The 22778-nt window shown below is 71.7% G+C and carries 15 protein-coding genes; 11 read left to right on the top strand and 4 right to left on the bottom strand.

Features of this window, described 5'->3' with window-relative positions:
* Nucleotides 1-10: 10 nt before the first annotated feature.
* Nucleotides 11-964 (bottom strand): CAP domain-containing protein, encoded by a 954-nt coding sequence (locus ACFYVL_RS16235; protein ID WP_389245075.1) that lies wholly within the window; start codon nucleotides 962-964, stop codon nucleotides 11-13.
* A 132-nt stretch (nucleotides 965-1096) separates the two neighbouring features.
* On the opposite strand from ACFYVL_RS16235, the gene ACFYVL_RS16240 reads away from it, so the two are divergent.
* The 4 genes from ACFYVL_RS16240 to ACFYVL_RS16255 all read left to right on the top strand — a co-directional run bounded on the left by ACFYVL_RS16240 (nucleotide 1097) and on the right by ACFYVL_RS16255 (nucleotide 7546).
* Entirely contained in the window at nucleotides 1097-1390 is a 294-nt protein-coding gene (locus ACFYVL_RS16240; protein WP_389245077.1) for an acylphosphatase, read from the top strand.
* Nucleotides 1391-1784: 394 nt separating this feature from the next.
* The gene (locus tag ACFYVL_RS16245; RefSeq protein WP_389245079.1) at nucleotides 1785-2006 is read left to right on the top strand and encodes a hypothetical protein; all 222 of its coding nucleotides are present in this window, start codon (nucleotides 1785-1787) and stop codon (nucleotides 2004-2006) included.
* A gap of 307 nt (nucleotides 2007-2313) precedes the next feature.
* Entirely contained in the window at nucleotides 2314-5871 is a 3558-nt protein-coding gene (smc, locus tag ACFYVL_RS16250) for a chromosome segregation protein SMC (RefSeq protein WP_389245081.1), read from the top strand.
* 250 nt (nucleotides 5872-6121) lie between these two features.
* On the top strand, nucleotides 6122-7546 hold the full coding sequence (locus ACFYVL_RS16255) for a sugar porter family MFS transporter (protein ID WP_389245083.1): 1425 nt from the start codon (nucleotides 6122-6124) through the stop codon (nucleotides 7544-7546).
* Nucleotides 7547-7586: 40 nt separating this feature from the next.
* On the opposite strand, the gene ACFYVL_RS16260 is transcribed toward ACFYVL_RS16255, so the two are convergent.
* Both ACFYVL_RS16260 and ACFYVL_RS16265 read right to left on the bottom strand, forming a co-directional pair.
* A complete protein-coding gene (locus ACFYVL_RS16260; RefSeq protein WP_389245085.1) occupies nucleotides 7587-8555 on the bottom strand; it encodes an LLM class flavin-dependent oxidoreductase in 969 nt (322 codons plus the stop codon).
* A gap of 60 nt (nucleotides 8556-8615) precedes the next feature.
* Entirely contained in the window at nucleotides 8616-10067 is a 1452-nt protein-coding gene (locus tag ACFYVL_RS16265; RefSeq protein ID WP_389245087.1) for a purine-cytosine permease family protein, read from the bottom strand.
* 197 nt (nucleotides 10068-10264) lie between these two features.
* On the opposite strand from ACFYVL_RS16265, the gene ftsY reads away from it, so the two are divergent.
* Nucleotides 10265-11488 (top strand): signal recognition particle-docking protein FtsY, encoded by a 1224-nt coding sequence (gene ftsY, locus ACFYVL_RS16270; protein WP_389245089.1) that lies wholly within the window; start codon nucleotides 10265-10267, stop codon nucleotides 11486-11488.
* A 112-nt stretch (nucleotides 11489-11600) separates the two neighbouring features.
* Here the strand turns inward: ftsY and ACFYVL_RS16275 are convergent, their stop codons facing one another.
* Nucleotides 11601-12254 carry a bifunctional DNA primase/polymerase gene (locus ACFYVL_RS16275; RefSeq protein ID WP_389245091.1) on the bottom strand — a complete coding sequence of 218 codons (654 nt, stop codon included), beginning with the start codon at nucleotides 12252-12254 and terminating at the stop codon, nucleotides 11601-11603.
* Nucleotides 12255-12786: 532 nt separating this feature from the next.
* Here ACFYVL_RS16275 and ACFYVL_RS16280 point away from each other — a divergent pair.
* The 6 genes from ACFYVL_RS16280 (at nucleotide 12787) to ftsH (ending at nucleotide 22745) form a co-directional block, all read left to right on the top strand.
* Nucleotides 12787-14262, top strand: a complete 1476-nt coding sequence (locus tag ACFYVL_RS16280) for a hypothetical protein (RefSeq protein WP_389245093.1) — start codon at nucleotides 12787-12789, stop codon at nucleotides 14260-14262.
* Between the two features lie 276 nt (nucleotides 14263-14538).
* Entirely contained in the window at nucleotides 14539-15924 is a 1386-nt protein-coding gene (locus tag ACFYVL_RS16285) for an ammonium transporter (protein WP_389245095.1), read from the top strand.
* Nucleotides 15921-16259, top strand: coding sequence for a P-II family nitrogen regulator (locus tag ACFYVL_RS16290; protein WP_389245097.1), 339 nt, complete (start codon nucleotides 15921-15923; stop codon nucleotides 16257-16259). Before ACFYVL_RS16285 ends, ACFYVL_RS16290 begins: the two co-directional genes overlap by 4 nt.
* A gap of 252 nt (nucleotides 16260-16511) precedes the next feature.
* Nucleotides 16512-18974, top strand: a complete 2463-nt coding sequence (locus ACFYVL_RS16295; RefSeq protein WP_389245100.1) for a [protein-PII] uridylyltransferase — start codon at nucleotides 16512-16514, stop codon at nucleotides 18972-18974.
* A 187-nt stretch (nucleotides 18975-19161) separates the two neighbouring features.
* Nucleotides 19162-20715 (top strand): signal recognition particle protein, encoded by a 1554-nt coding sequence (gene ffh, locus ACFYVL_RS16300; protein ID WP_389245102.1) that lies wholly within the window; start codon nucleotides 19162-19164, stop codon nucleotides 20713-20715.
* 101 nt (nucleotides 20716-20816) lie between these two features.
* Nucleotides 20817-22745, top strand: a complete 1929-nt coding sequence (gene ftsH / locus ACFYVL_RS16305) for an ATP-dependent zinc metalloprotease FtsH (protein ID WP_389245104.1) — start codon at nucleotides 20817-20819, stop codon at nucleotides 22743-22745.
* Nucleotides 22746-22778: the final 33 nt, after the last annotated feature.

Raw genomic sequence — 22778 nt, forward strand, 5'->3', positions numbered from 1 at the left:
GGTACCGGCCTCAGAAGCCGAAGTCCTGCGTCCACCAGGGGCCGCCCTCGGCCATGTGCACGCCGACGCCCAGCGTCGTGTAGTCGCAGTTCAGGATGTTCGCGCGGTGGCCCTCGCTCTTCATCCAGGCGTCCATCACCGCCTGGGCGTCGGCCTGGCCGCGTGCGATGTTCTCGCCGCCCAGGTTCTTGATGCCCACCTTGGCGGCGCGGTCCCACGGGGTCGCGCCGTCCGGGTCGGTGTGGTCGAAGAACCCGCGGGCCGCCATGTCGCGGCTGAAGCCCGCCGCCAGCGAGGCGAGGCCGGTGTCCGGGCGGACCGGGCTGCAGCCCGCCTTCGCGCGCTCCTGGTTGACCAGGGAGAGCACGGCGGCGGCGGCGTCGTTCGCCGAAGCCGGGGGCCGGACCTGTGCCGGGGCCTTCCTGGGCTCGGTCGTTTTGGGCGCCTTCGGAGTGGTCCGTGCGTCCTCGCGGCTCTCCGCAGCGGCCTTCTCGGGAGCCTTCGCGGGCTCCTTCTTGGTGTCGTCGACCGTCTGCTTCTGCGAATCGGCGTCCGGCGTCTTCGGCGATTCGGAGGGCGCCGGCTTCTCGGCGGGGGTCTGCGCGGGGGCCTTCGTCGGGCCCTGCGGGCGCTCCGAGCCGCGTGCGGACGCGTGGGCCGAGGCGCGGTCGGTGGGGGCGGCCGAAGCGTCGCCGTGGGCCTTCAGGTCCACCGCGCCGCCTGCCGTCACCCGGTCACCGGAGCCGTTGCCGCCGCCTCCGAGTCCGAGGCTGTCGGCGCCGGGAAGGATTCCGGAGGCAACGGCCACGGCGCCGAAGGCCACGGCGGCGGAGACTCCGAGCAGTCCGGTCCGCACGGGTGCGGCCCGCTTCTTCCGGCGGTCACCGCCCCGAGTGCCGCCTGCCGGACCGGCCGCGTGTTCCTCTGCGGCGGGACCGGCGGCAGTGCGTCGATGGCGTCCCATCTGCTGTGCCTTCCTCGAACTCGACGGTCAATGCGTTCACCCGTACGGATGAGCCTCATTGGGTCGGGACTGTACGGCATGACGGGTGGGGGCGGAGTGCCTCGTGAGCATTTGGCCGGTTAGCGTGCAGTCATGAACGAAGATGCACGGCCGGACGCGCGGCTCACCGCCTGGGTACGCGGACGAGTACAGGGAGTGGGCTTTCGCTGGTTCACCAGGGCAAACGCTCTGCAGATCGGGGACCTCACCGGCTTCGCGCTCAACCTCGACGACGGCCGTGTGCAGGTGGTCGCCGAGGGGCCGCGTGAGAATTGCCACCGCCTGCTGGAGTGGCTGCACTCCGCCGACACTCCCGGCCGGGTCGACGGTGTCACTGAGATATGGGGCACACCGCGTGGGGGCTACACCGGCTTCGCGATCCGCTGAGCGGGCCGGCCCGCCCGGCTCGCGGACCGCGGGGAAGGGGGGCGCGCGGAGCGCCGCGGGCGCCTTCTCGTGAGGGAAACGCCCTGGTGGTTGCCAGAAACGGGTTGCCGTGGAAGGCTGCCCGTACGAGGATGATCTCCACGCCCCCAGGGCCCCGCAGGTTGAGCGATGCCGTTGTTTCCACGGCAGAACGCCCCCGGGATGCCCACTCAATACGGGGTGTGATCGTGTTGACCGTCAAACTTTTTGGTGAGACTCTGGAATCCCCGCGCACCTTAGCTGTTTGGCAGCGAGAACCGCAGTGAATCACCAGCACTGCCAAGCACCGCGGGTGCGATTCCCTCACGACCCACACCGCTCTCGGTCGGTCACTCAGTGTGGAGGACCACTCATCATGGCAAAGGCGCTTCTCGGTTACGTCGGCGGCTCCGACCCGCGACTCCTCGCCGAGATGCGACGGCTTCAGCAGCGAGTACAGGATCTGGAGTCCGAGCTCACCCGGATCCAGAACGAGAACGACTCGCTGACCGCCGCCGCTCAGCACCGCGGAGACTCTTCTCTGCTCGACGAGGACTTCGAGATCGACGTCCCGCAGGCGGAGCCCGCACTCACCTGATCCGCTCCCGCGAAGCCGTTCGCACCGCTCGGGTCGTCACCCGGGCCGACGGCGGCAGCGGACCGTATCACCTCCGGGCAGGGAAGACTTTTTCGGCATTTCCCTGCCCCGCATCAGTCGCAGCAAGATCTGCAAGGGACGCTTTGGCGTCCCTTCTTTCTTTACCGCCCCTTCGCCCTGTGTCCCCCTCACGTCTGATGTGCCCTGCACCTTCACGGGTGAAACCGCGAACCCGGCAGGTGTGGCGCGCGGCGCCGGAACCCGATGCGCCGTGGTCGCGGAGCACAGGGCGGTAAAGTCCGGCTGCGTGCATCTCAAGGCCATGACCCTCCGCGGCTTCAAATCGTTCGCCTCCGCCACGACGCTCCGCTTCGAGCCGGGCATCACCTGCGTCGTGGGCCCCAACGGCTCGGGCAAGTCGAACGTGGTGGACGCGCTCTCCTGGGTCATGGGCGAGCAGGGCGCCAAGTCGCTGCGCGGCGGCAAGATGGAGGACGTCATCTTCGCCGGCACCACCGGGCGGCCCCCGCTGGGCCGGGCCGAGGTGTCGCTCACCATCGACAACTCCGACGGCGCGCTGCCCATCGAGTACGCCGAGGTCACCCTCACGCGGATCATGTTCCGCAACGGCGGCAGCGAGTACCAGATCAACGGCGACACCTGCCGACTGCTCGACATCCAGGAACTGCTCTCCGACTCCGGCATCGGCCGCGAGATGCACGTCATCGTCGGCCAGGGCCAGCTCGACTCCGTACTGCACGCCGACCCGACGGGCCGCCGCGCCTTCATCGAGGAGGCGGCCGGCGTCCTCAAGCACCGCAAGCGCAAGGAGAAGGCGCTGCGGAAGCTGGAGTCGATGAAGGCGAACCTGGCGCGGGTGGAGGACCTGACCGGCGAGCTCAGACGGCAGCTCAAGCCGCTGGGACGGCAGGCCGCCGTGGCCCGGCGGGCCGCCGTCATCCAGGCCGACCTGCGCGACGTACGGCTGCGCCTGCTCGCCGACGACCTCGTGCGGATGCAGCGGGCGCTCGGCGCCGAGATCGCCGACGAGGCCGCGCTGAAGTCCCGCAAGGAGGCCGCCGAGAGCGCCCTCGGGGCGGCCCAGCAGCGCGAGGCGGAGCTGGAGGAGGAGGTGCGGCGGCTCGCGCCCAGGCTCCAGCGGGCCCAGCAGTCCTGGTACGAGCTGTCGCAGTTCGCGGAGCGGGTACGGGGCACCGTCTCGCTCGCGGACGCCCGGGTGACCAGCGCCAACGCGGCGCCCCAGGAGGAGCGGCGGGGCCGCGACCCCGAGGACATGGAGCGCGAGGCAGCCCGCATCCGCGAGCAGGAGGCCGAGCTGGAGGCCGCCCTCGACGCGGCCCGGCACGCGCTGGACGACACCGTCGGGCACCGCGGCGACCTGGAGCGGGAACTCGCCGCCGAGGAACGCAGGCTCAAGGACCTGGCACGCGCCGTCGCCGACCGCCGGGAGGGGCTCGCCCGGCTGAGCGGACAGGTCAACGCGGCCCGCAGCAGGGCCGGTTCGGCCCAGGCGGAGATCGAGCGGCTCACCGAGGCCAGGGACGCCGCGCAGGAACGTGCCTGTGCCGCCCAGGAGGAGTACGAACAGCTCAGGGCCGAGGTCGACGGCCTGGACGCGGGCGAGTCGGAGCTGTCCGCGCGGCACGAGGAGGCCAAGCGCGAACTCGCCGCGGCGGAGGCCGCGTCGAGCGCCGCACGGGAGGAGCTGACGGCCGCCGAGCGCAGGCGGGCCGCGACCTCCGCGCGCCGGGAGGCGCTCGCGCTGGGGCTGCGCCGCAAGGACGGCACCGGGGCGCTGCTGGGCGCGGGCGAGCAGCTGACCGGGCTGCTCGGGCCCGCCGCGGAGCTGCTGACGGTCAGCCCCGGGTACGAGGTCCCGGTGGCGGCGGCGCTGGGGGCCGCGGCGGACGCGCTCGCGGTCACCGGTCCGACGGCCGCAGCAGAAGCGATCCGCCTGCTGCGCAAGCAGGACGCGGGGCGGGCGGCGCTGCTGGTGGCGGGGGAGACGGGCGAGGAGTCGCCGGACGCTGCGGACGGTGCTGCCGCTCCGGGCGCCGCGCGGTTCGTGCGGGGGCCGGCGGAACTGATGCCCGCGGTGCGCCGGTTGCTGCGCGGGATCGTCGTCGTGGGCACGCTGGAGGACGCCGAGGACCTGGTCCACGCGCACCCCGGGCTGACCGCGGTGACCGCCGAGGGCGACGTGCTGGGCGCGCACTTCGCGCACGGCGGTTCGGCCGGGGCGCCGAGTCTGCTGGAGGTGCAGGCCTCCGTCGACGAGGCGGACGCGGAGCTGGCGGATCTCGAGGTGCGGTGCGAGCGGCTGGGCGGCGCGCAGCGGGAGGCCGTCGAGGTGCGGCGGCGGTGCGCCGCGGCGGTCGAGGAGCTGGGGGAGCTGCGGCGGGCCGGGGACCGGGAGCGCTCGGCGGTGGCGCAGCAGCTCGGCCGGCTGGCCGGGCAGGCGCGCGGGGCGGCCGGTGAGGCGGAGCGGTCGGCCGCCGCGGCGGCGAAGGCGCAGGACGCGCTGGAGCGCGCCACCGAGGACGCCGAGGTGCTGGCCGAACGGCTCGCGGTCGCCGAGGAGGCGCCGGTGGAGGAGGACCCGGACACCTCGGTGCGGGACCGGCTCGCGGCAGACGGGGCCAACGCGCGGCAGACCGAGATGGAGGCGCGCCTCCAGGTCCGTACCCACGAGGAGCGGGTCAAGGGGCTGGCGGGCCGGGCCGACGCACTGGACCGCGGCGCCCGCGCCGAGCGCGAGGCCCGTGCACGGGTGGAGCAGCGGCGCAACCGGCTGCGGTACGAGGCCCAGGTCGCGGCGGCCGTCGCGGCGGGCGCCCGGCAGCTGCTCGCGCACGCCGAGATCTCGCTGGGCCGGGCCGCCGAGGAGCGCTCGGTGGCGGAGACCGCCAAGGCCGGGCGGGAGCGCGAACTGGAGGCCGAGCGCGGGCGCGGAAGGGAATTGAAGCAAGAACTCGACAAGCTGACCGATTCGGTTCACCGGGGCGAGGTACTGGGAGCGGAGAAGCGGCTGCGGATCGAGCAGCTGGAGACCAAGGCCCTGGAGGAGCTGGGTGTGGAACCGGCCTCACTGGTGGCGGAGTACGGGCCCGAGCAGCCCGTCCCCCCGTCGCCGGCCGCGGAGGGGGAGACCCTGCCCGAGGACCCGGAGCACGCCCGCAACCGCCCCCGTCCCTTCGTCCGTGCGGAGCAGGAGAAGCGGCTCAAAGCAGCCGAACGGGCGTATCAGCAGCTCGGAAAGGTCAACCCGCTGGCGCTGGAGGAGTTCGCGGCGCTGGAGGAGCGCCACCAGTTCCTCTCCGAGCAGCTGGAGGACCTCAAGCGGACCAGGGCCGACCTGATGCAGGTGATCAAGGAGGTCGACGAACGTGTGGAGCAGGTGTTCACCGAGGCGTACCGGGACACGGCGCGCGAGTTCGAGGGCGTCTTCGCCCGCCTCTTCCCCGGCGGCGAGGGACGGCTGATCCTCACCGACCCCGACAACATGCTGACCTCGGGGGTGGATGTCGAGGCGCGTCCGCCGGGCAAGAAGGTCAAGCGGCTCTCGCTGCTGTCGGGCGGTGAGCGTTCGCTGACCGCGGTGGCGCTGCTGGTGTCGATCTTCAAGGCGCGGCCGAGCCCGTTCTACGTGATGGACGAGGTCGAGGCGGCGCTCGACGACACCAATCTCCAGCGGCTGATTCGGATCATGAAGGAGCTCCAGGAGAGCTCCCAGTTGATCGTGATCACGCACCAGAAGCGCACGATGGAGGTGGCGGACGCCCTGTACGGAGTATCGATGCAGGGCGACGGCGTCTCGAAGGTCATCAGTCAGCGACTTCGTTAAGGTCTTCAACTCTTCAATTAATGAAGGTTCGGTAGGGGTCTCGCGTGCGCCGAAGCAGTCCGGACGCGGAACAGACCCCCGATCCAACTTCAAAAGTTGAAGGCATACGATCTCCCCCGTTCCATTTGGCTTCAGTCGGCTTCGTCTGTCTTCAAGTGGTGGGTGCCATGGAGTTGTGCCCCACTGGAAGCCACTGAAGTGCCTGCCCCCACGGACATGCCCGGCGACGCGGCCGGGTCCAGGAGTTCACGTGACCAGCACAGCGCAGACGCCTTCGGCGCCCGGCGGCCGGGAGGCCGCTCCGGAGCACCTCGGCCATGTCATCTTCATTACGGCCGCGGCCGCGATGGGCGGCTTCCTCTTCGGCTACGACAGTTCGGTCATCAACGGGGCCACCAAGGCCATCGGTGACAAGTACGACATCGGCTCCGGCGCCCTCGGTCAGGTCATCGCCGTCGCCCTGATCGGCTGTGCCATCGGCGCGGCCACCGCGGGACGCCTCGCCGACCGCATCGGCCGCATCCGCGTCATGCAGATCGCCGCCGTGCTGTTCACCGTCAGCGCCCTCGGGTCGGCGCTGCCCTTCGCGCTGTGGGACCTCACCATGTGGCGCTTCCTCGGCGGCATCGCGATCGGCATGGCCTCGGTGATCGGCCCGGCGTACATCGCGGAGGTCGCCCCGCCCGCCTACCGCGGCCGGCTCGGCTCCTTCCAGCAGGGCGCCATCGTGCTGGGCATCGCCATCTCCCAGCTCGTCAACTGGGGCATCCTCAACTGGGCGGGCGGCGACGACCGGCGCAAGATCGTCGGCGGCCTGGAGGCCTGGCAGGTCATGCTCGGCGTGATGGTCGTCCCCGCGGTGATCTACGGGCTGCTGTCCTTCGCCATCCCCGAGTCGCCGCGCTTCCTGATCTCCGTGGGCAGGACCGACAAGGCCAAGAAGATCCTGTCCGAGGTCGAGGGCGAGGGCATCGACCTGGAGGCCCGCGTCGCCGAGATCGAGCACGGCATGCGCAGCGAGCACAAGTCGACCTTCAAGGACCTGCTGGGCGGCCGGGGCGGCTTCCTGCCGATCGTCTGGGTCGGCATCGGGCTCTCCGTCTTCCAGCAGCTGGTCGGCATCAACGTCGCCTTCTACTACTCGGCGACCCTGTGGCAGTCCGTGGGCATCGACCCGAGCGACTCGTTCTTCTACTCCTTCACCACGTCGATCATCAACATCGTCGGCACCGTCATCGCGATGATCTTCGTCGACCGGATCGGCCGCAAGCCGCTCGCCCTGATCGGCTCGGCGGGCATGACCGTCGCCCTCGCCTTCGAGGCCTGGGCCTTCTCCGCCGACATGGTGAACGGCAAGCTCCCCGACACCCAGGGCATGGTCGCGCTGATCGCGGCCCATGTCTTCGTGCTCTTCTTCGCCCTGTCGTGGGGCGTCGTCGTCTGGGTCTTCCTCGGCGAGATGTTCCCGAACCGGATCCGGGCCGCCGCCCTCGGTGTGGCCGCCGCCGCCCAGTGGATCGCCAACTGGGCCATCACGGCCAGCTTCCCGAGCCTGTCGAGCTGGAACCTCTCCGGGACGTACGTCATCTACATGATCTTCGCCGCGCTCTCCATCCCCTTCGTGCTGAAGTTCGTGAAGGAGACCAAGGGCAAGAAGCTGGAGGAGATGGGCTGACGCCCGCTCCGCCCCGCGCAGAAGGTGCTGCCCCGGTTCGTCACCCGAGCCGGGGCAGCACCTTCTCCACGTACAGCCGCAGGCTCTCCTGTCCCTCCTCCAGCGGCATCCCGCCGCACAGCGGGTGCAGGACCAGGCTCTCGGCGTCCAGCTCCGCGCACTGCTCCGGGGTGAGGATCCGGTAGACCCCCTCGGCCCGCAGCTCCTCGACGGTGGTCGCCCTCGAGCGCACCGCCGAGCTGATGTCCTTCGACTGCCAGGAGGCGTAGGTGCGCGCCTCGTGCAGGAGATGGCCGCCGTACGTCGCCCAGGCCCGGTCCGGGTCCTCGCTCAGGTGCAGCAGCGGGGTCTCGCTCGCCGGCATCATGCAGAACCCCGAGGTGCCGTGCCGCGCGCACTCCTCCTCGTAGAAGCGCGCGAGCTCCGGCAGATGGGCGCTCGGGAACAGCGGCAGCCCCAGCCGGGCCGCCCGCCGGGCCGCCGCCTTCGAGCTGCCGCCGACCAGCAGCATCGGATGCGGCCGGGTGTACGGGCGCGGGGTGACGCGGACCGTGCGGCCGCGGAACGCGAAGGGCTCGCCCGACCAGGCCTTCAGCAGTGTCTCCAGCAGCTCGTCCTGGAGCTTGCCGCGCCTGCCCCACTCCACGCCCAGCTGCTCGTACTCCTCGGGCCGGTAGCCGATCCCCGCGACCGTCACCAGCCGCCCGCCGCTCAGCAGGTCGAGCACGGCGATGTCCTCCGCCAGCCGCAGCGGGTCGTACAGCGGGCCGATGACCGCCGAGACGGTGACCGCGATGCGCCGCGTCGCGCCGAGAACGGCGCCCGCGAAGGTGAAGGGGGAGGGCAGCCAGCCGTTGGCGGCGCCGTGGTGCTCCTCCGTCTGGATCGTGTCGACACCGTGCGCGTCCGCGTACGCGGCCATCTCCAGCGCGGCCCGGTAGCGGGCGCTCAGCGAGACGGGGGTCGCCGCGGGATCGACCAGGTTGAACCGGACCACCGAGTAGGCCATGACGAGAAGTCCCCCTTTGCCGCTGCGGGTGGGCGAAGGGGGACCGTAGCTGACGAAGCGTCAGATTGACAGGCTCCGCGCGGGCTCCTCGTGGACTTCCCGGGCCCCGGGCGCCTGGGCGCGCGGCAGCACCGCGTACAGCACGGCGGCGGCGACGATCGTCACGACCCAGCCGAGCCCGTTCGCGCCGAGCCAGGTGTCCGCCAGCGGACCGGCGAACCAGTCGACCTTCGTGAAGAGCAGACCGACCACCAGGGCGACGCCCCACGCGATCATCGCGGACCAGGCGAACCCGCCGCTGTACCAGTAGGCGCTGGTGCGCCCGGTGTCCATCAGCGCCTCGCCGTCGTAGCTGCGCCGCTTCAGCATGTCCACCCCGAAGACACCGATCCAGGCCGAGAAGGCCACCGCCAGCAGCGTCAGGAAGGAGATGAACGAACCGATGAAGCTGGTCGCCACCACCATCAGCAGGAAGCCGAAGACCAGGCTGATCACGGCGTTCACGCTGACGGCCCAGGCGCGCGGCACGTTGATGCCCAGCGTCTGCGCGGTGAAGCCGGCCGAGTACATCGACATCGAGTTGATCAGCAGCATCCCGATCAGGGCGATCACCAGGTACGGGACCGAGATCCACATCGGCAGCAGCTCGCCGATGAAGGAGACCGGGTCCTGCGCGCTCGCCAGGTTCGGGGTGGAGACGGCCATCACCGCGCCCATCAGCACCATCGGCAGCACCACGATGCCCGCGCCGCCGATCGAGGCGCCGACCATGCCCTTGTTGGAGGCGTTGCGCGGCAGGTAACGGGTGAAGTCGGGGCCGGAGGGGACCCAGCTGATGCCGCCCGCGGCGATGGTGCCGATGCCCGCGATCAGCATCGCGGTGGAGCCGGCCGGCTTGGCGAACACGGACGACCAGTCGGTGTTGGCGATCAGGTAGACCAGTACGAGCACCGAGAAGACGCCGAACAGGTACGTCGACCACTTCTGGCAGACCTGGAGCGCCTTGATGCCCAGGCCCGAGACGACGAACGTGCAGGCCACGAAGAGCAGCAGGGTCACCACGACGAGCACGGTGTTGCTCTTGACGCCGAAGAGCAGGTCCAGGACGGTCAGCACCGCGTACGCGCCGGTGACCGCGTTGATCGTCTCCCAGCCCCAGCGGGCCACCCAGATCAGCGCGCCGGGGAAGAGGTTGCCGCGCTGGCCGAAGACCGCCCGGGAGAGCGCCATGCCGGGCGAACCGCCGCGCTTGCCGGCGATCGAGATCACACCGACCATGCCGTACGACACGACCGGCGCGGTGATCGCGACGATCAGCACCTGCCAGATGTTCAGCTTGTTGAAGACGATCAGCCCCGCGCCCATGGTGAGCAGCAGCACGCTGATGTTGGCGGCGACCCAGGTCGGGAACAGCTCACCGACGCGGCCGGTGCGCTCGTTGTCGGGGACCGGCTCCAGGCCTCGGGTCTCGACCGTGCCCTCGGCAGGAGGGGTTTCTGCGGTGGTGCTCATGGTGGGGGGTTCCATGCCTCTCGCTCGGCACGCCGCGTTGCGTACCGGTGGGGGAGTGATCGTGAGGACTCTACGCGCGTCGACACGGGCTCGGCCATCGTACTTTGACCCGACTGCGCCCCTGAAATGGGGTATGTCGCTTGGAGGAACCCACCAGCAGGGCCTTCGGAGGACCCGTGGCCGATACTGGGGGGGTTATGGACATCCTCAGCCTTGTCGTAGTCATCGCAGTCATCGCCCTGGTCGCGGTCGGCGCGGTCAGCGGGCTCGTGGTCAGCAGCCGCAGGAAGAAGCAGCTGCCGCCCTCGGCGCCGCCGGGCACGCCGACCGTCACAGCCCCGCCCGCCGAACCTCAGGTCGGCGAGGAAGCCGCTCCACCGAAGGACGAAGCGCGCCGCACCATCGAGGAGGTGGACCTGCCGGGGGCGACCGAGACCCCGGTCGTCGTCGAACCGCCCGTCGAGGAGGCGCCCGAGGCGCCCGCGCTCGACGTCCCCGAACCCACCGCCGGCCGGCTGGTACGGCTGCGCGCCCGGCTCGCCCGCTCGCAGAACTCGCTCGGCAAGGGCCTGCTCACGCTGCTCTCCCGCGACAACCTCGACGAGGACACCTGGGAGGAGATCGAGGACACCCTCCTCACCGCCGACGTCGGCGTCGCCCCCACCCAGGAACTGGTCGAGCGGCTGCGCGAGCGCGTGCGGGTCCTGGGCACCCGTACCCCCGAAGAACTGCGCAAGCTGCTCCGCGAGGAGCTGCTCAACCTGATCGGCACCGACGTCGACCGCGCCGTGAAGACCGAGAGCGGCCTCGACACCCCCGGTGTCGTCATGGTCGTCGGCGTCAACGGCACCGGAAAGACCACCACCACCGGCAAGCTGGCCCGCGTCCTGGTCGCCGACGGCCGCTCGGTCGTGCTCGGCGCCGCCGACACCTTCCGCGCCGCCGCCGCCGACCAGCTCCAGACCTGGGGCGAGCGCGTCGGCGCCCGTACCGTACGGGGCCCCGAGGGCGGCGACCCGGCGTCGATCGCCTTCGACGCGGTCAAGGAGGGCATCGCCGAGGGCGCGGACGTCGTCCTGATCGACACCGCGGGCCGGCTGCACACCAAGACCGGGCTCATGGACGAGCTCGGCAAGGTCAAGCGGGTCGTGGAGAAGCACGGGCCGCTCGACGAGGTGCTGCTCGTGCTGGACGCCACCACCGGGCAGAACGGCCTGGTCCAGGCCCGGGTGTTCGCCGAGGTCGTGGACATCACCGGCATCGTGCTCACCAAGCTGGACGGCACCGCCAAGGGCGGCATCGTGATCGCCGTCCAGCGCGAGCTGGGCGTGCCGGTCAAGCTGGTCGGCCTCGGCGAGGGCGCGGACGACCTGGCTCCGTTCGAGCCCGAGGCGTTCGTGGACGCCCTCATCGGGGACTGAACCCCGCGTTCCGCGCCGTACGACGGCCTCCGCGCGAGGCGTGCGTACGAAGAAGGGCCCCCACCGCATGGTGCAGATGCGGTAGGGGCCCTTCGGTCTGTGCGCGGGCGGCTCAGGCCAGATGGCGATGGCAGATGTACGCCAGGGTGCCGAGCAGCAGCCGTGCCTGCGGGGGCTTGGAGGCGGTGTCCAGGGACGGCGGGCGCAGCCAGCGCACCTGCCCGAGGCCCGCCCGGTCCGACGGGGGAGCGGTCACGTACGCCCCGGCGCCCAGACAGCGCAGATCCAGCTCCGCGTCGTCCCAGCCCATCCGGTACAGCAGCTCCGGCAGCGCCGCCGCGGCGCCCGCCGCGACGAAGAAGTGCGCCCGGCCCTCCGGCGTGACGGCCACCGGGCCCAGCGGAATGCCCATCCGCTCCAGCCGGACCAGCGCCCGCCGGCCCGCCGCCTCGGCCACGTCCAGCACGTCGAAGGACGAGCCGACCGGCAGCAGCACCGCGGCGCCCGGGAACTGGTCCCAGGCGGCGGTGACCTCGTCCAGCGTCGCCCCGGCGGGGACCACCGGGGCGAAGTCGAAGGGGTGGGCGCCGGGCGCCTCGCAGCCGGGATCGCCGCAGGAGCAGACGCCCGCGACCGCCCTCGCTCCCGGGACCACGTCCCAGCCCCACAGCCCGGTGTACTCCGCCACCGCTGTGCCCTCTGCCGTACGGCTGCGGCGCCGCGTGCCGGACCGCATGTCCCGGATGCCGCCGATCGTGAAGCCCATGCCCCCTCCAACGGGTCGAACTCGCCGGTGGTTACGACGTGGAGCGGTCCGATGACCCTCCGTCAACGGATGTGGCCGACGATCCGGCTTCGGCGGCGTATCGGGACACCCGGGGTGGTGCGCAGTGGCGCACGCGCTCCGGCGTGCGTCGCTCCGCCTGCTCCTGATCGTCCTGTGTCAAGTGAATCGCGCCCGCCCGTAAGGGAGTTCACTCGGAGGGGTGGCGAATGGTGGCGTTTCCGCAAGTGCCCTCGCCGGAGGGGTGATCGTAGGATTACTTTCAGTGCATGAACCCGGAAGTGCGCGCGTTCACGGGTATGCCGGAGGCAAGCCGGATTCCCGTTCGAGGGGGCGCATCCTGCGGACAGCAGCCCCCGAACGGCGGCATTCTGTAAGGGGTTCACGCGGATGAACCGAGGAGATTTCCCGGGGTGCGGTGTGCGGCCCGCTCCGGGTGGGCAGTACGGACGCCCGGCAATGACGCCGGCGCGGACGGTGCGGACGGTGGCGACAACGGAATGGGGGCGTTCCCGTGGGCGGCAGCAGCGGTAGCGACGGACACGCTGGAAAGCGCCCGAACGAGCAACTCGGATCGTGGTTCGCGCGCAGCGGCTGGTCCAAGGGCGAGCTGGCCCGCCAGGTCAACCGCAGGGCCCGGCAGATGGGCGCCCACCACATCAGCACCGACACCTCCCGGGTGCGCCGCTGGCTGGACGGCGAGAACCCGCGCGAACCCATTCCGCGCATCCTCTCCGAGCTGTTCTCCGAGCGGTTCGGCGCGGTCGTCGCCATCGAGGACCTCGGACTGCGCGCCGCACACCAGTCGCCCTCGGTCTCCGGGGTCGACCTCCCGTGGGCCGGACCGCAGACCGTCTCGCTGCTGAGCGAGTTCTCCCGCAGCGACCTGATGCTGGCCCGCCGCGGCTTCCTCGGCTCCTCGCTCGCCCTGTCCGCGGGCCCCACCCTCATCGAGCCGATGCAGCGCTGGCTGGTGCCCGCCCCGGCCAACGACCCCGCCCCGCAGGAGCAGTCCACCGCCTCCCGGCGCCCCTCCCGGCTCTCCGAACCGGAACTGCAGCTGCTGGAATCCACCACCATGATGTTCCGCCAGTGGGACGCCCAGTGCGGCGGCGGACTGCGCCGCAAGGCCGTCGTCGGCCAGCTCCACGAGGTCACCGACCTGCTCCAGGAGCCCCAGCAGGCCGCCACCTCCAAGCGGCTGTTCCGGTGCGCCGCCGAACTGGCGGAGCTGGCGGGCTGGATGAGCTACGACATCGGGCTCCAGCCCACCGCCCAGAAGTACTTCGTGCTGGCGCTGCACGCCGCCAAGGAGGCGGGCGACAAACCGCTCGGCTCGTACATCCTCTCCAGCATGAGCCGCCAGATGATCCACCTCGGCCGTCCCGACGACGCACTCGAACTGGTCCACCTCGCGCAGTACGGCAGCCGCGACTGCGCCACCGCCCGCACCCAGTCGATGCTGTATGCGATGGAGGCCCGCGCGTACGCCAACATGGGCCAGCCCAGCAAGTGCAAGCGGGCCGTGCGGATGGCCGAGGACACCTTCACCGACGCCGGGCTCGACGACGAGACGGACCCCGACTGGATCCGCTTCTTCTCCGAGGCCGAACTCAACGGCGAGAACTCGCACTCCTACCGCGACCTCGCCTACGTGGCGGGCCGCAGCCCCACGTACGCCTCGCTCGCCGAGCCCGTCATGGACCGGGCCGTACAGCTCTTCGAGAAGGACACTGAGCACCAGCGGTCGTACGCGCTGAACCTCATCGGCATGGCCACCGTGCACCTGCTGAAGAAGGAGCCCGAGCAGGCCGTCGACTTCTCCCAGCGGGCCCTGGAGGTCGCCTCGAAGGTCCGCTCCGAGCGGGTCAACAACCGCATCCGCAAGACCGTCGAGGGCGCCGTGCGGGAGTACGGCGACGTCGCCGAAGTCATCGACCTCACCGACCAGTTGGGGGCCCAGCTGCCCGAGGCCGCGGAGGCGGTCTAGGGCCCACGTACCCGGCCGCGACAGCGATCCCGTAAAGCCCGATTCGGCTCCCCCGCCGCCAGGTCATCCGGGAAGCTGTCGCGGCCGGCCCGCGCCAGGACCGGGCCGCCCCGTACGTTCGCCGCGGGTGATCGGCCCGTTCATTCCCGCGTAACACGCACGCCGTCATCGTCACTGCGGCGAAACATCGAGCGGCATCGGCCGAAACCGCGCTCCGCCACTCTCTGGGTCCATAACAAGCCACCCGGCACCGGCCCCCGAGACGAGGAGATTCCGATGCCTCCAGGCATCCCGACAGAAGCCCTGACGGTGACGCTCGCCGCGGACGCACCCACGCTGTCCGCCGCCAACACCGGCTTCATGCTCATCTGCTCCGCCCTGGTGATGCTGATGACACCCGGCCTGGCCTTCTTCTACGGAGGCATGGTCCGGGTGAAATCCACCCTCAACATGCTGATGATGAGCTTCATCAGCCTCGGGATCGTCACGATCCTGTGGGTGCTCTTCGGCTTCAGCCTCGCCTTCGGCGACGACCTCGGCTCGGTCATCGGCTGGAACTCCGACTTCGTCGGACTCGGCGGCATCGGCCTCACCCAGCTCTGGGACGGCTACACCATCCCGGTGTACGTCTTCGCCGTCTTCCAGCTGATGTTCGCGGTGATCACCCCGGCGCTGATCAGCGGTGCGCTCGCGGACCGGGTGAAGTTCACCGCCTGGGCGCTGTTCATCACCCTGTGGGCGGCGCTCGTCTACTTCCCGGTCGCGCACTGGGTGTGGGGCGCGGGCGGCTGGCTCTTCGAGATGGGCGTCATCGACTTCGCGGGCGGCACCGCCGTCCACATCAACGCGGGCGCGGCGGCCCTCGGCGTCATCCTGGTGATCGGCAAGCGGGTCGGCTTCAAGAAGGACCCGATGCGCCCGCACAGCCTGCCCCTGGTGATGCTCGGCGCCGGACTCCTGTGGTTCGGCTGGTTCGGCTTCAACGCCGGGTCGTGGCTCGGCAACGACGACGGCGTCGGCGCGGTCATGTTCGTCAACACCCAGGTGGCGACGGCGGCGGCGATGCTGGCCTGGCTGGCGTACGAGAAGATCCGGCACGGCGCGTTCACGACGCTGGGCGCGGCGTCCGGCGCGGTCGCGGGACTGGTCGCGATCACCCCCTCCGGCGGTTCCTGTTCGCCGCTCGGCGCCATCGCCATCGGGGTCGTCGCGGGCGTGGTCTGCGCGATGGCGGTGGGCCTCAAGTACCGGCTCGGATACGACGACTCGCTCGACGTCGTGGGCGTCCACCTGGTGGGCGGTGTGCTGGGCTCGCTGCTCGTCGGCCTCTTCGCCACCGGCGGCGTACAGTCCGAGGCCAAGGGCCTCTTCTACGGAGGCGGGTTCGAGCAGCTCGGCAAGCAGGCCACCGGGGTCTTCGCCGTCCTCGCCTACTCCCTGGTCGTCTCCGCGGTACTGGCCTTCGCCGTCGACAAGGTGATGGGCATGCGGGTCGACGAGGACGTCGAGGTCTCCGGCATCGACCGGACCGAGCACGCGGAGACGGCGTACGACTTCACCGGTGCGGGCGGCGGCGCCGCGCCCCGCACCCCCCAGGTACCGGGACCGCCGGAGCGTTCGGCCGCGGCGACGGTGGAGCTGACCAAGAAGGTGGACGCATGAAACTGATCACGGCGGTCGTCAAGCCGCACCGACTCGACGAGATCAAGGAGGCCCTCCAGTCCTTCGGGGTCCAGGGCCTGACGGTCACGGAGGCGAGCGGGTACGGCAGGCAGCGGGGGCACACGGAGGTGTACCGGGGTGCCGAGTACACCGTGGACCTGGTCCCCAAGATCCGCATCGAGGTGCTGGTGGAGGACGAGGACGCGGACCAGCTGATCGAGGTGGTGGTCAAGGCGGCCCGCACCGGGAAGATCGGCGACGGGAAGGTGTGGAGCGTGCCGGTGGAGACGGCGGTACGGGTGAGGACGGGGGAGCGGGGGCCGGACGCGTTGTAGCTCCGCGGGGGGACGGGGCGGGTGCGGCTCCGCCGGGGGCGTTCGGGGGTGGGTCTTGCGGCTCTGCCGGGGGCGTCCGGGGCGGGGGGTGTTCGGCTCCGCCGGGGGCCGCCCCCTTGCCCGCCCGTTCCGCCCCCGGGGGGCGGCCCCGTCGCCCAAGGGGGCGGGGCGGCCCCGTTGCCCAAGGGGGCTCGGGTGGGGGGAGTGGTCTTGGGTGGGGTTGGGTCTTCTGACGTGCAAGGGAGTTTCTCGGTGACGAGCAAGTACGACACGGGCCTGCCGGATCCCCGCGGCTATGCCGCCGCCCGGCTGCGGCTCCTCCAGGAGAAGCCGCCGCCCACCCCCTCCCGCCGCACCGCCCTCGCCCAGCTCACCGACACCTGGCTCGAAGCCCTCTTCACCACCGCGAGCCGTGAGGCCGGCGTCCCCCGGGCCGCCCTCGTCGCCACCGGCGGCTACGGCCGCGGCGAACTCTCCCCGCGCAGCGACCTCGACCTCCTGCTGCTGCACGACGGCGCCCCGTCCGCCGCCGTCTCCGCCCTCGCCGACCGGCTCTGGTACCCCGTCTGGGACCTCGGTCTCGACCTCGACCACTCGGTGCGCACCCCCGCCGAGGCCCGCAAGGTGGCGGGCGACGACCTCAAGGTCCACCTCGGCCTGCTGGACGCCCGCCACCTCGCCGGCGACCTCGGCCTCACCACCGCCCTGCGCACCTCAGTCCTCGCCGACTGGCGCAACCAGGCCCCCCGGCGCCTCCCCGAACTCCACGAGCTGTGCCGGGAGCGGGCCGAGCGCGCGGGCGAGCTGCAGTACCTCCTGGAACCCGACCTCAAGGAGGCCCACGGTGGCCTGCGCGACGCCACCGCCCTGCGCGCCGTCGCCGCATCCTGGATCGCCGACGCGCCCCGCGAGGGCCTCGCGGACGCCCGGCGCACCCTCCTCGACGTACGCGACGCACTGCATCTGACCTCGGGGCGGGCCACCGACCGGCTGGCCCTCCAGGAGCAGGACCAGGTGGCCGAGGAGCTCGGCGTGCTCGACGCGGACGTCCTGCTGCGCCAGGTGTACGAGGCCGCGCGCACCGTTTCCTACGCCGGTGAGGTGACCTGGCGGGAGGTCCACAGGGTGGTGCGGGCCCGCTCCGTACGGCCCCGGCTGAAGGCACTGCTCGGCGGGCGGCCCGCGCCCGAGCGCAGCCCGCTGGCCGACGGCGTCGTCGAGCAGGACGGCGAGGCGGTGCTCGCCCGCACCGCCAGACCGGACCGGGACGCGGTGCTCGTGCTGCGGGCCGCGGCTGCCGCCGCCCAGGCCGGACTGCCGGTCAGCCTGCACGCCGTACGCCAACTGGCGAAGGTCTCGCCGCAGTTGCCGGTGCCCTGGCCGGCCGAGGCCCGCGAGGAGCTGATCACGCTGCTCGGCGCGGGCGAGCCTGCGGTCGAGGTGTGGGCGGCGCTGGAGGCGGAGGGCCTGGTCACCCGGCTGCTGCCGGACTGGGAACGGGTGCGGTGCAGGCCGCAGCGCAACCCGGTGCACACCTGGACCGTGGACCGTCATCTGGTCGAGACGGCGGTGCGGGCCGCCGGGATGACCCGCCGGGTCGGCCGCCCGGACCTGCTGCTGGTGGCCGCCCTGCTGCACGACATCGGCAAGGGCTGGCCCGGCGACCACTCGGTGGCGGGCGAGACCATCGCCCGGGACATGGCCGCCCGGATCGGTTTCGGGCAGCCGGACGTGGCGGTCGTCGCCACTCTCGTGCGCCACCACCTGCTGCTCGTGGAGACCGCCACCCGGCGCGATCTGGACGACCCGGCGACGGTGCGGGCGGTCGCGGACGCGGTGGGCTCCGTATCCACGCTGGAGCTGCTGCACGCACTGACCGAGGCGGACGCGCTGGCCACCGGGCCCGCCGCCTGGTCGGCATGGCGCGCGTCCCTGGTCGCCGACCTGGTCAAGCGGGTGGCCGCGGTGCTGGCGGGCGACCCGCTGCCGGATCCGGAACCGGCGCCGCCGAGCGTCGCGCAGGAGCGCCTCGCGGTGGAGGCGCACCGGACGGGCGGCCCCGTACTGACGCTGCGGGCGCGCGAGGAGGACCCGTCGGGCGCGGGCCCGGCGGACGCCGGTGACCCGTCCGGGCCGCTCGGGGCGGAACTGCTGATCGCCGTGCCCGACCAGCCGGGGGTGCTGCCCGCGGTGGCCGGAGTGCTGGCCATGCACCGGCTGACCGTGCGGACGGCGGAGCTGCGGGCCGTGCGGCCCCCGGTGCCGGAGCCCGAGCCCGGCCCCGTACTGCTGCTGAGCTGGCGGGTGGCGGCGGCGTACGGCGCACTGCCCGAGGCGCACCGGCTGCGCGCCGATCTCGTACGGGCGCTGGCGGGCAGCCTGGACATCCCCGCGCGGCTCGCGGAGCGGGAGAAGGCGTACGCGGCGGGGCCCGCCCGGCGCAGGGCCGCGGCCCCGCCGCCCCGGGTCACGGTGGCCCCGGCGGCCTCCCGGCTGGCGACGGTGCTGGAGGTCAGGGCCCAGGACGCCCCCGGTCTGCTGCACCGGATCGGCCGGGCGCTGGAGGGCGCGGGGGTGCGGGTGCGCAGTGCGCACGTGTCGACGCTGGGGGCGAGCGCGGTCGACGCCTTCTACGTGACCGGAGCGGTGGGAGCACCCCTGACGGCGGCGGACGCGACGGGGGTGGCCCGGGAGGTGGAGGCGGCGCTGCGGTGAGCGGGGTGCGCACGCCGGGGTGAGTGGGGCGTGCGGTGCGGCTGCGGCGCCGCGGTGAGCGGGGTGTGCGGTGCGGTGGGTGGCCGGGGCGGCCGGACGTCCACCCAGGGGCAGACCGCACCACCCCGGTCCGGATACCCTGGGTGCCACTGTCTCCCCGCCCCCGACCCGAGGATCCGCGACCACCGTGTTCGATACCCTCTCCGATCGCCTTTCCGCGACTTTCAAGAACCTCCGGGGCAAGGGCCGCCTCAGTGAGGCGGACATCGACGCCACGGCACGCGAGATCCGTATCGCACTGCTCGAAGCGGACGTCGCCCTGCCCGTCGTCCGGGCCTTCATCAAGCAGGTCAAGGAGCGGGCGTCCGGCGCCGAGGTCTCCAAGGCGCTGAACCCGGCCCAGCAGATCGTCAAGATCGTCAACGAGGAGCTGGTCGGCATCCTCGGCGGCGAGACCCGCCGTCTGCGCTTCGCCAAGTCCGGCCCGACCGTGATCATGCTCGCGGGCCTCCAGGGTGCCGGTAAGACGACCCTCGCCGGAAAGCTCGGTCTGTGGCTGAAGGGGCAGGGCCACTCCCCGCTCCTGGTCGCCTGCGACCTCCAGCGCCCCAACGCCGTCAACCAGCTCAGCGTCGTCGCCGAGCGCGCGGGCGTCGCGGTCTACGCGCCCGAGCCGGGCAACGGCGTCGGTGACCCGGTCCAGGTGGCCAAGGACTCCGTCGAGTACGCGAAGACCAAGCAGTACGACGTGGTCGTGGTCGACACCGCCGGCCGCCTCGGCATCGACCAGGAGCTGATGCAGCAGGCCGCGGACATCCGCGACGCCGTCAGCCCGGACGAGATCCTCTTCGTCGTCGACGCGATGATCGGTCAGGACGCGGTCAACACCGCCGAGGCGTTCCGCGACGGCGTCGGCTTCGACGGCGTGGTGCTGTCCAAGCTGGACGGCGACGCCCGCGGTGGTGCGGCCCTCTCCATCGCGCACGTCACCGGCCGCCAGATCATGTTCGCCTCCAACGGCGAGAAGCTGGACGAGTTCGACGCGTTCCACCCGGACCGCATGGCCTCGCGCATCCTCGACATGGGTGACCTGCTCACCCTGATCGAGCAGGCGGAGAAGACCTTCAGCCAGGAAGAGGCCGCTCAAATGGCCTCCAAGCTGGCGTCCTCCAAGGGCAAGGACTTCACGCTGGACGACTTCCTGGCCCAGATGGAGCAGGTCAGGAAGATGGGCTCGATCTCCAAGCTGCTCGGCATGCTGCCGGGCATGGGGCAGATCAAGGACCAGATCAACAACATCGACGAGAAGGAAGTCGACCGCGTCGGCGCCATCATCAAGTCGATGACCCCGGCCGAGCGCGCCGAGCCGACCATCATCAACGGCTCGCGCCGGGCCCGTATCGCCAAGGGCTCCGGTGTCGAGGTCAGCGCGGTGAAGAGCCTGGTCGAGCGGTTCTTCGAGGCCCGCAAGATGATGTCGAAGATGGCCCAGGGCGGCGGAATGCCCGGTATGCCGGGGATGCCCGGCATGGGTGGTGGCCCCGGCCGGCAGAAGAAGCAGGTCAAGCAGGCCAAGGGCAAGCGCAAGAGCGGCAACCCGATGAAGCGCAAGGCCGAGGAGCAGGCCGCCGCCGAGCGGCGCGAGCAGGCCGCGCAGGGCGGCGGCGCGTTCGGCCTCCCCGCGGGCCAGGGCGGCAAGGACTTCGAGCTGCCGGACGAGTTCAAGAAGTTCATGGGCTGATCACCGCCGCTCGCCGGCCGCACGGCGGTCCCGGGCGTACGACGCCGTGGGCACCCTCCTTCGAGGGTGCCCACGGCGTTTTTGTGACGTAACGTCCCGGTATGAGCAACCCCGTGCCGCCGCGCCAGACCCCTGACCAGCCGTGGCGATCGGAGGGCGCGCCGCCACCGCCGCCCGAGAAGCGGAAGATGCCCGGCGGCTGGGGCCGGCTCGCGCTGACGGCGCTGATCGTCTATCTGCTCACCAACATCGTGCTGGGCCTGTTCAACGAGGGCGACGAGCCGACGATCGCGTACACCGAGTTCAGCAAGCAGGTCACCTCGAACAACGTCGCCAGGATCTACTCCAAGGGAGACGCGATCCAGGGCGAGCTGAAGAAGGAACAGCCCGTCCCGGACGCCAAGGACAAGGACGCCAAGTACACCAAGTTCCTCACCCAGCGCCCGGCCTTCGCCGACGACAAGCTGTGGGACGAACTGACCAAGGACGGCGTCACCGTGACCGCCAAGCCGGTCGTCGAGGAGCGCAGCTTCCTCGCCAACCTGCTCCTGTCGCTGGCCCCGATGCTGCTGCTGGTCGCGCTGTGGGTGTTCATCGCGCGCCGGATGAGCCGGGGCATGGGCGGCGGCATGGGCGGACTCGGCCGCAAGGCGCCGCCGAAGCCGGTCGAGCTGGCCGCCGACAAGCGCACCACCTTCGAGGACGTGGCGGGCATCGACGAGGTGGAGGGCGAACTCTCCGAGGTCGTCGACTTCCTGAAGAACCCCGAGCAGTACCGGAGGCTGGGCGCCCGGATGCCCGGCGGCGTGCTGCTGGCCGGCCCGCCCGGCACCGGCAAGACGCTGCTGGCGCGGGCGGTGGCCGGTGAGGCCGGGGTTCCGTTCTTCTCCGCCTCCGCCTCGGAGTTCATCGAGATGATCGTGGGCGTCGGCGCGGGACGGGTCCGCGAACTGTTCGCGGAGGCCCGCAAGGTCGCCCCGGCGATCATCTTCATCGACGAGATCGACACCATCGGCCGGGCCCGCGGCGGCGGCTCCGGCATGGGCGGCCACGACGAGCGCGAACAGACGCTCAACCAGATCCTCACCGAGATGGACGGCTTCTCCGGCTCCGAGGGCGTCGTCGTCATCGCCGCCACCAACCGCGTCGACGTCCTGGACCCCGCCCTCACCCGGCCGGGCCGCTTCGACCGCGTCGTCACCGTCAGCCCGCCCGACCGCGGCGGCCGGGAGGCCATCCTGCGGATCCACACCCGCTCCATCCCGCTCGCCGACGACGTCGACCTCGCCCAGGTCGCCCGCACCACCCCGGGAATGACCGGCGCCGACCTCGCCAACCTGGCCAACGAGGCGGCCCTGCTCGCGGTCAGGCGCAAGCAGGACGCCGTCACGCAGTCGGACCTCTCCGACGCCCTGGAGAAGGTCCAGCTCGGCGCGGAACGCCCGCTGGTCATGCCGGAGGAGGAGCGCCGCAGGACCGCCTACCACGAGAGCGGCCACGCACTGCTCGGCATGCTCCAGCCGGGCGCCGACCCGGTCCGCAAGATCACCATCGTGCCGCGCGGCCGGGCGCTGGGCGTCACCCTGTCCACCCCGGACGCGGACAAGTACGCGTACACCGAGGAGTACCTGCGCGGCAGGATCATCGGCGCGCTCGGCGGAATGGCCGCCGAACAGGTCGTCTTCGACGTGATTACGACCGGTGCCGAGAACGACTTGGAGCAGGTCACCAACCTGGCCAGGGGAATGGTCGGACGGTGGGGGATGAGCGAGCGGGTCGGCCGTCTCACCGCCATCCCGTCCGATGCGCAGCAGGCGTACGGACTCTCCGCGGCGCCCGCGACCCTGGACGCGGTCGACAGCGAGATGCGGCGGATCGTCGACGAGTGCTACGCGGACGCCATCCGGCTGCTGGAGGAGAACCGCCCCCGGCTGGACGCGCTGGCGCAGGCGCTGCTCGCCAACGAGACGCTGGAGGAGGCCGCGGCGTACGAGGCGGCGGGGATCGCCCGGCTCCACAAGGGGGCCTGAACGGAGCCGGGGTGGGTGTGTCCGCCGCGGCGC

Origin of the sequence: Streptomyces sp. NPDC004111, assembly GCF_042874215.1 — a bacterium.
GTDB lineage: Bacteria > Actinomycetota > Actinomycetes > Streptomycetales > Streptomycetaceae > Streptomyces.

Bases quoted from the DNA above. Each gene is read 5' to 3' on its own strand.
- ACFYVL_RS16235 (WP_389245075.1), bottom strand. From the start codon at position 964: ATGGGACGCCATCGACGCACTGCCGCCGGTCCCGCCGCAGAGGAACAC.
- ACFYVL_RS16240 (WP_389245077.1), top strand. From the start codon at position 1,097: ATGAACGAAGATGCACGGCCGGACGCGCGGCTCACCGCCTGGGTACGC.
- ACFYVL_RS16245 (WP_389245079.1), top strand. From the start codon at position 1,785: ATGGCAAAGGCGCTTCTCGGTTACGTCGGCGGCTCCGACCCGCGACTC.
- ACFYVL_RS16260 (WP_389245085.1), bottom strand. From the start codon at position 8,555: ATGGCCTACTCGGTGGTCCGGTTCAACCTGGTCGATCCCGCGGCGACC.
- ACFYVL_RS16265 (WP_389245087.1), bottom strand. From the start codon at position 10,067: ATGAGCACCACCGCAGAAACCCCTCCTGCCGAGGGCACGGTCGAGACC.
- ftsY (WP_389245089.1), top strand. From the start codon at position 10,265: ATGGACATCCTCAGCCTTGTCGTAGTCATCGCAGTCATCGCCCTGGTC.
- ACFYVL_RS16275 (WP_389245091.1), bottom strand. From the start codon at position 12,254: ATGGGCTTCACGATCGGCGGCATCCGGGACATGCGGTCCGGCACGCGG.
- ACFYVL_RS16285 (WP_389245095.1), top strand. From the start codon at position 14,539: ATGCCTCCAGGCATCCCGACAGAAGCCCTGACGGTGACGCTCGCCGCG.
- ACFYVL_RS16290 (WP_389245097.1), top strand. From the start codon at position 15,921: ATGAAACTGATCACGGCGGTCGTCAAGCCGCACCGACTCGACGAGATC.
- ftsH (WP_389245104.1), top strand. From the start codon at position 20,817: ATGAGCAACCCCGTGCCGCCGCGCCAGACCCCTGACCAGCCGTGGCGA.